The organism is Clavibacter lycopersici (assembly GCF_003576405.1).
GTDB lineage: Bacteria > Actinomycetota > Actinomycetes > Actinomycetales > Microbacteriaceae > Clavibacter > Clavibacter lycopersici.
In genome coordinates this window covers 1-530 of sequence record NZ_QWGT01000525.1, presented here as the reverse complement: position 1 = coordinate 530, position 530 = coordinate 1, and the positions used below count along the sequence as shown (strand labels likewise).

Here is a 530-nt window from a genome sequence, read left to right as displayed (position 1 = left end):
TCATCGGCGTCGCCCTCCTCGCGCTGCCGCTCCTCGCCGCGGCCTGGCTCGTGATCGCGCGGGTGCGTCTGCACGTCGAGCGCGCCTTCACGTCGGAGGTCGTCGAGTCCGGCACGGCGACGACCGTGACGGTGTCCGTCGCGAACACGGGGACCATGCCCACGCCGCGCGCGTGGGTGCTCGACCTGGTGCCCGGATCCGAGGGGGCGACACCGCCCGTCGAGCTGCCGTCGATGCGCGGGCTGGCCCGCGGATCCCGCCGCTCGTCGGCCCGCGCCGTCCTCCGCTACGACCTCACGCCCGAGCGTCGCGGGTTCCACGAGGTGGGCCCGCTCGCCGTCGAGGAGCACGACCCCTTCCGCCTGATGGGGCTGCGGCACGTCGCGGGCGGCACCTCGCGCCTCGTCGTCACCCCGCGCCTCGCCGACCTCGAGGCGGAGCCCGGCGGGCAGGTGTCCTCCGAGGGCGAGGCGGAGCGCGTGCAGCGGCGCGCCGACGGCGGCGAGGACGACCTCGGCACGCGCGAGTAC

General features: G+C 76.8%; 1 pseudogene. It reads left to right on the top strand.

Annotation, left to right across the window (positions count from 1 at the left end):
- A pseudogene (locus DZG00_RS16350) lies at window positions 1–530 on the top strand (DUF58 domain-containing protein); the annotation flags it as partial.